Raw genomic sequence first — 6,137 nt, 5'->3', positions numbered from 1 at the left:
GCGAAGCCCGCTCGCCACAGGAAGCCCGCTCGACACACCAGGCCCGCTGGCCATCGACGGTTATGCACTTGGCGCCTCCAGCACTATACGGCCACTGGAGCAGGCGGCGACGCCATTGCGGTAGGCAAAATACAGCTTGCCGCGCTCCTGGTCGAAGCGCAGGTGCAGTTCAACCTGATCGCCGGGGCGCACCAGTTGCTGGAACTTGAGCACTTCCATGCCGGCAAAGGTCGCGGGCAGGTCGAGCAACTGCTGGCCGAGGTTAAAGGCCCATTCCACCTGCACCACGCCCGGCAACACGGGCGTGACAGGGAAGTGGCCGCTGAAATAGGCCAGGTCTGGCGGGATGCTCAGTTGCACGGTCCATTCGCCGTTGGCTTGCACTTGCGCCAGCACGTCCGGCGCTTTGGGCCGTGGGGCGAGTAACAGCGCCGTGACGTCGGCTTGAGGCAGTTTGCCCTGGGCATTCAGCGGTAACTGGCGCAGCAACCGCCAGCGCCGCGGCAGCGCCAGGGCTTCGCAATGCTGGCTCAGATGCTGGCGCAGGGTTTGGGTGACGGCGCGGCGGCCTTGATTGCGCAGGGCATGCAGGCCGTCGGCGCTCAACACCACCAGCGCGCCGAGCGAGGCGCGGTTTTCCTGCACCACGCCCAGGCGGGTTTCGGCGACCCAGGCGTGGGCCATCAGCGCCTGTTCGAGCATCGGCAGAGAGATGCGTTTCTCTTCCAGCTTGACAATGCGGTCCAGGCGGCCGAGCAGCTCGAAGCGCCCGTCGGAGTGGATGCGGGCAGCGTCGGCGGTCTGTTCAATGTGTCCGGCCGGTAGATAAGGTGAGGCAATGCGCAGGGCGCCGTCGGCATCCTGGCTCAGTTCTACCTCGGCAAACGGCTGCCACGGCTGCGCGCCCTGGCGCCAGGCAATGCCGCCGGTTTCCGAGCTGCCAAGGATTTCGGTCGGCCATTGCTGCAGGCGGTCGTACAGGCTGCCGGCAGCCTCGATGGGCAGCGCGCCACCGGACGAAAACACCCGCGACACGTGGCTCAGGGCGGGCCAGTCGAGGTTGTCGCCCATGCGTTTGAGCAGCGCGGGGCTGGCGACCCAGGCAAATGTTGAGTGTTCGCGGCTGGCGCGCTGCAGGTCTTCGGGGAAGGCCAGTTGTTTGCGTACAAACGTGCGCCCGGCGCACAGCGGCCACAACACCCGAAACAGCAACCCGTAGATGTGCTGGGTGGCGACGCTGCCGATGATGCAGGCGTCGTTAAGGTCCGCGCCCCACAAGGCTTCCAGCGCTTTCACTTCGTTGGCAAGTTGGCGCAGGGTCTTGTCGATGCGCTTGGGCTCGCCGCTGGAGCCGGAGGTGCACAGGCTCAAGTGGCAGGCGTCCAGGTCGAGTGCGGCGGCGCTCAACGGCGCCTGGTACAGCGCGTCGAGGTCAGCGGCTTCCACCAGCCAGGCATCTACAGCGTCGTCCCAGCGCTGGCGGGTCTGGGGTTGCAGGTCGGCTGGCAGCAGCACGCTGACCCCGGCCCGCCAGGCGCCCAGCAGGGCAATGGCCAGCAGGCCGGCGTCTTCCAGGTGCACGGCCAAACGCCGGATGCCGCGCGCTTGCAGGCCCGCCGCCAGGCTCAGTGAGTGCGCCCACAGTTGGGCATGGTTCATTTCAGGCTCGGTAGTGACCAAGCGCTGTTGCAGCGGCTCAAGCAGCAGGTGCTCAAGTTTCAACCCATTCATACGCGGCCTCGAACCCTTTGTCGTACCAGCCATTCCACGGCAAACAACAACCCCATCAGCCCATAGGCGATCAGGCCGTTGTACAACGTCCACCAGCTCAGCGGCGCCCACAGGGTGAGGGCGGCGGCGAGCAGGCCATTACACAGAAAAAACACACTCCACACCACGGTGACCTGGCGCGTATAACGGATGGCCTCGGGCGGCAGTTGCGGTTCAGTGATGCGTGCCAGGCGCTCGACCATCGGCGGGCCGTATTTCAGGCTCAAGCCGAACAGCGCCAGCATGAATGCGCTGACCAGGCTGGGGTACCAGCGCAGCAGCTGCGGGTTGTCGAACCAGGCCAGCAGCAGGCAAAACACGATCACCGCCATTGCCATCCAGCGGCTGCCAGGGCGGCGTGCGCCGGTCAGCGCGCGCAGCAACCACAGGCTGCCCAGCAGCAGGCCGAATTGCCACGGCGCAAAGTGCTCGGTGCCGTAATACACCGCAAAAGGGTACAACAGCCCCGCCAGCAACAGGCCAAGGCCGATCAGCCGGCTCATGCGGCAGGTGCGACCAGACGGTACACCGCCTCAACCACGTCGTTTACGGTGCGCACTGCCTTGAATTCTTCGGCGGCGATCTTCTTGCCAGTCTGGCGCTTGATGTGATCGATCAAGTCCACGGCGTCGATGCTGTCGATTTCCAGGTCCTGGTACAGGTTGGCGTCGAGGGTGACGCGCGAAGGCTCCAGTTCAAACAGTTCCACCAAGGCGTCGCGCAGGGTGTTGAAAATATCGTCACGAGTTTGCATGGTCCGGTCTCAAGCTGCCTGTCTGGCCGTGACGAACGCCGCAAGGCTGGCCACGTTGGTGAAGTGATTGCGCGTGTCTTTGGCGTCGGCATCGATCTTGATGCCGTACTTTTTCTGGATCGCCAGGCCCAATTCCAGGGCGTCTACCGAATCCAGGCCCAGGCCTTCGCCGAACAGGGTCTGCTCGCTGCCGATGTCGTCGACGCTGATGTCTTCCAGGCCCAAGGCCTCGATGATCAGCATCTTTATGTCGTGCTCAAGGCGGTGTTGGTCGCTCATCTTCGGCGAGCTCCTTAATGAAATAGTGGTGCAGGTAATCGTTGAGCTTGCGTGAAGCCTGGGGCGCGGGCCCGAGTGCGGCAAAGGTGTGTGGTTCTATATCGGCACCCACGCGCAAACTGAAATGAAATCGACGTTTGGGAATGCGGTACCAGGGTTCTGCCTTGGTCAACGTCGTGGGGCTGACCTTGATCACCACGGGGGTGATGATTGTCGCACCGCGCAGCGCGATGGCGGCGCCACCGCGATGAAAGGCGGGTGCCGCGCCGGGTGTGGTGCGGGTGCCCTCGGGGAAAATGATCAGGGTCTGGCCCTGGCGCAACGCCTCGGCGGCGGCGTCGAGCATGTCGGCGCTGCCGTCATTGCTGATATAGCCTGCATCGCGCACCGGCCCACGGGTGAACGGGTTTTGAAACAGGCTCTGCTTGACCACGCAGTTGGTCTGGCGCATCAGGCCGATCAGGAATACCACGTCGATCAGCGACGGGTGGTTGGCAATGATCATCTGGCCTGGGCGACCGAGTTTTTCTGCGCCTTCAACGCTGTAGGTCAGCACGCCGGCGCGCTGCATCAGGCGGATAAAGAACCAGAACAGTTTGCTGATGGTGTGGCGGGCACGGCGCTGGTGTTTTTCAGCGCTGCCTGGCAGGCAACTGAGCAGCGGAAACACCAGCAATCGCAGGCACAACCCGCCGACACCGAAGAAGAAAAAGCTCGCGGCGGTGGCGAACAGGCGCCAGTAATAGGCGTCCCGGGGTTTTTCGGTCAGGGCTTGCGTTGCCAGTTCCATACACGGTTCTTCCAGGCATGTTGGCAGGCAACCTGTTCGGTGAGCAGGGTGCGTAGCAGGTTCAGGGCGTGGGGCCACTGGGTTTGAGTGAGTTGGACAGCGCCGCTGTTTAGTTCCAATCGCCACTCGTCGCCCGGTGTCAGCAGCAGGCCGAGGGCGTAAGGGAAGGGCACGTCATGAATCCAGCGAGCATAGGCTTCGGGGGGCTGCTCCTCGGTGATCACCAGCAACACCGCCGGGGCACCTTCGTTGAGCAGCGCAGCGGCTTCGAGCATGCCGTGCTCCAGGCCGTCGCCTGCGGCGGCGAGTGCGGTCATTTCGCTGGTTTCATTGCGCAGGATCGACCACAGGCCGATCACCGCGTTATGCACCGATAGGCTGAACTGGGTCGGCGACAGGGGTTGGCCATCGGCCAGATCACTGAGGATGTCGAGGGTGCGCGGGGTTTCGCCGTGCCGGGAAATAAACACCAGCGGCAGGTCTTGCAGGCCTTCGGCCAGGGGCCAACCGACACTGAACGCCATGCGTGCCAGGCGACTCAGGCGTCGGCGCTGCATGGCAGGCAAAAAGGACACGTCAGGCGAAGCATCGCTGCCAGGCAGCGCCACTGGGGCCTGGCACCAGGCGTGCCAGTCGTGCGCACTCTCCAGGCCGGGAGCCCAGGCGCGCCATTGGGCGATGTTGAAAGTGATCACTGAGAAGTTATCCCGCCCCTGCGGGCTTCCATGTGCGGCCGTTGGCCCCGAATACCGGGACAGGGAACACAGGCCGAATGGCGCGCATTATCCCGGTGCTGTGGGCTTCTAGCAAACTTTGGTAAAGAATTGTTCACGGCTGATTACAATTTACTGGGAAAGATTTACAGATTGTCCTTTACCCGAGGACTGGCGGGGTTGTCGGAGTATTCCTTTTAGTTTGTCAGCGCTGGATTACGGGTATTGCGCATCCGGCCGCGCAATGCGCCAGTGCATGGATGAACGAGGTAGCTAACAGGCGCTTTTGCCCTCTACACTCGGACATTCATTGATACACGGAGGTTTTTCCATGCGGCGTGTGGTGTTCAATCAGAAAGGCGGCGTTGGCAAGTCCAGCATTGCCTGCAACCTGGCGGCGGTCAGCGCCAGTGAAGGCTATCGAACCCTGTTGGTGGACCTCGATGCGCAAGCCAACTCGACTCAGTACCTCACCGGGCTGACCGGCGACGATATCCCGATGGGCATCGCCGAATTCTTCAAGCAAACCCTGTCATCCGGGCCGTTTTCCAAGAAAAACCGCGTGGACATCTACGAAACGCCGTTCGACAACCTGCACGTCATTACCGCGACGGCCGAGCTTGCCGACCTGCAACCCAAGCTTGAGGCCAAGCACAAGATCAACAAGCTGCGAAAGCTGCTCGATGAACTGAGCGAGGACTACGACCGGATCTACCTGGACACGCCGCCGGCACTGAATTTTTATGCGGTTTCGGCGCTGATTGCCGCTGATCGTGTATTGATTCCGTTCGATTGCGACAGTTTTTCACGCCAGGCGCTGTATGGCCTGCTGGCGGAAATCGAAGAATTGAAGGAAGACCACAACGAAGGCCTGGAAGTGGAAGGCATCGTGGTCAACCAATTTCAGGCGCGCGCAAGCCTGCCGCAGCAGATGCTCGATGAGCTGATCGCCGAAGGCCTGCCGGTGCTGCCGGTGTACCTGGCCAGCTCCGTGCGCATGCGCGAGTCGCACCAGGAGAGCAAGCCGCTGATCCACCTGGACCCACGGCACAAGCTAACGCAGCAGTTTGTGGAGTTGCATAACTTGCTGGAAAGCGCGTGATCCTTGCCGGCACCGCCTGACCCTGTGGGAGCTGGCTTGCCAGCGATAGCCTCACCTGGGTTTAACTGGCAAACCGAGTTGCCTGCATCGCAGGCAAGCCAGCTCCCACATTTGTTTTGCATTGCCGCAGGGGGAATTGGATTGTTCCCACAGAGGCTGTAGGAAGGGTCTGGCAAGCGGGGTTGCGCCTTGTATCGCTGCCTACAGATAAGCCAGAATCCGCCGGCTTGTGCGTCTGGATGGGCGTCTCTAAGGTTCTCGGACCGCTGAATTCTCAGTGGGCGGGTTTAGTAGCCCGAGTGTGATCGCCGAACGTACAAGTGTCGTCTGTCGGACCTTCTGGTCTGAGCATGATGGTGGCTGTGCGTAGGGCACCCTCGGGTGCGCCGGTCTTCGGCTTTCCACCGGTCTACTAACCTGCGTACAGCTGCCACCCCTCCGTTTAGTAGCGGTGTGATAGCAGCCAAATTCAGGAAAAGTCGATTATGCCAAACGCCACCAACCTGTTCTGCGTATCACCCAACCTCCCCACCGAAACCCTCGTACTCAACAGCTACGAAACCTTCTCTTCCGTGCGCACGCTATTACTCAAGCTGTCCAACGACCTCACCGGAGAACACCGCGACGTCGCCCTGGCCATCCATCAATTAAGCGAACTCGGCGTACAGCTCGTAGGCCAGATGAAGGACCGCGAAACCCCCGTAGCCCAAGCCTAAAACACGGTCAGTG

General features: G+C 62.0%; 8 protein-coding genes. 2 read left to right on the top strand and 6 right to left on the bottom strand.

Annotated elements, in window-relative coordinates; translation table 11 throughout:
* Positions 1–60: 60 nt before the first annotated feature.
* The 6 genes from AACV02_RS26925 to AACV02_RS26900 are packed head-to-tail and all read right to left on the bottom strand — an operon-like array spanning position 61 to position 4,288.
* Positions 61–1,731, bottom strand: coding sequence for an acyl-CoA synthetase family protein (locus tag AACV02_RS26925; protein ID WP_119738020.1), 1,671 nt, complete (start codon positions 1,729–1,731; stop codon positions 61–63).
* The gene (locus AACV02_RS26920) at positions 1,728–2,273 is read right to left on the bottom strand and encodes a hypothetical protein (protein ID WP_106577550.1); all 546 of its coding nucleotides are present in this window, start codon (positions 2,271–2,273) and stop codon (positions 1,728–1,730) included. The genes AACV02_RS26925 and AACV02_RS26920 overlap by 4 nt, the downstream gene beginning before the upstream one ends.
* Complete coding sequence (locus AACV02_RS26915; protein WP_106577551.1) at positions 2,270–2,524, bottom strand: acyl carrier protein; 255 nt, start codon at positions 2,522–2,524, stop codon at positions 2,270–2,272. The genes AACV02_RS26920 and AACV02_RS26915 overlap by 4 nt, the downstream gene beginning before the upstream one ends.
* Before the next feature lie 9 nt (positions 2,525–2,533).
* A complete protein-coding gene (locus AACV02_RS26910) occupies positions 2,534–2,803 on the bottom strand; it encodes a phosphopantetheine-binding protein (RefSeq protein ID WP_010213712.1) in 270 nt (89 codons plus the stop codon).
* The gene (locus AACV02_RS26905; RefSeq protein ID WP_106577552.1) at positions 2,781–3,593 is read right to left on the bottom strand and encodes a lysophospholipid acyltransferase family protein; all 813 of its coding nucleotides are present in this window, start codon (positions 3,591–3,593) and stop codon (positions 2,781–2,783) included. Before AACV02_RS26905 ends, AACV02_RS26910 begins: the two co-directional genes overlap by 23 nt.
* Complete coding sequence (locus tag AACV02_RS26900) at positions 3,569–4,288, bottom strand: beta-ketoacyl synthase chain length factor (protein ID WP_106577553.1); 720 nt, start codon at positions 4,286–4,288, stop codon at positions 3,569–3,571. The genes AACV02_RS26905 and AACV02_RS26900 overlap by 25 nt, the downstream gene beginning before the upstream one ends.
* A gap of 349 nt (positions 4,289–4,637) precedes the next feature.
* Between AACV02_RS26900 and AACV02_RS26895 the strand changes: the two genes are divergently transcribed.
* Together AACV02_RS26895 and AACV02_RS26890 are read left to right on the top strand one after the other, a co-directional pair.
* The gene (locus tag AACV02_RS26895) at positions 4,638–5,408 is read left to right on the top strand and encodes a ParA family protein (protein ID WP_106577554.1); all 771 of its coding nucleotides are present in this window, start codon (positions 4,638–4,640) and stop codon (positions 5,406–5,408) included.
* A 485-nt stretch (positions 5,409–5,893) separates the two neighbouring features.
* Complete coding sequence (locus AACV02_RS26890; protein ID WP_119738018.1) at positions 5,894–6,124, top strand: DUF6124 family protein; 231 nt, start codon at positions 5,894–5,896, stop codon at positions 6,122–6,124.
* Positions 6,125–6,137 lie beyond the last annotated feature (13 nt).

It is taken from the genome of Pseudomonas sp. Larv2_ips, from assembly GCF_963879675.1.
Lineage (GTDB): Bacteria > Pseudomonadota > Gammaproteobacteria > Pseudomonadales > Pseudomonadaceae > Aquipseudomonas.
This window is presented reverse-complemented; position numbering and strand designations above follow the sequence as displayed.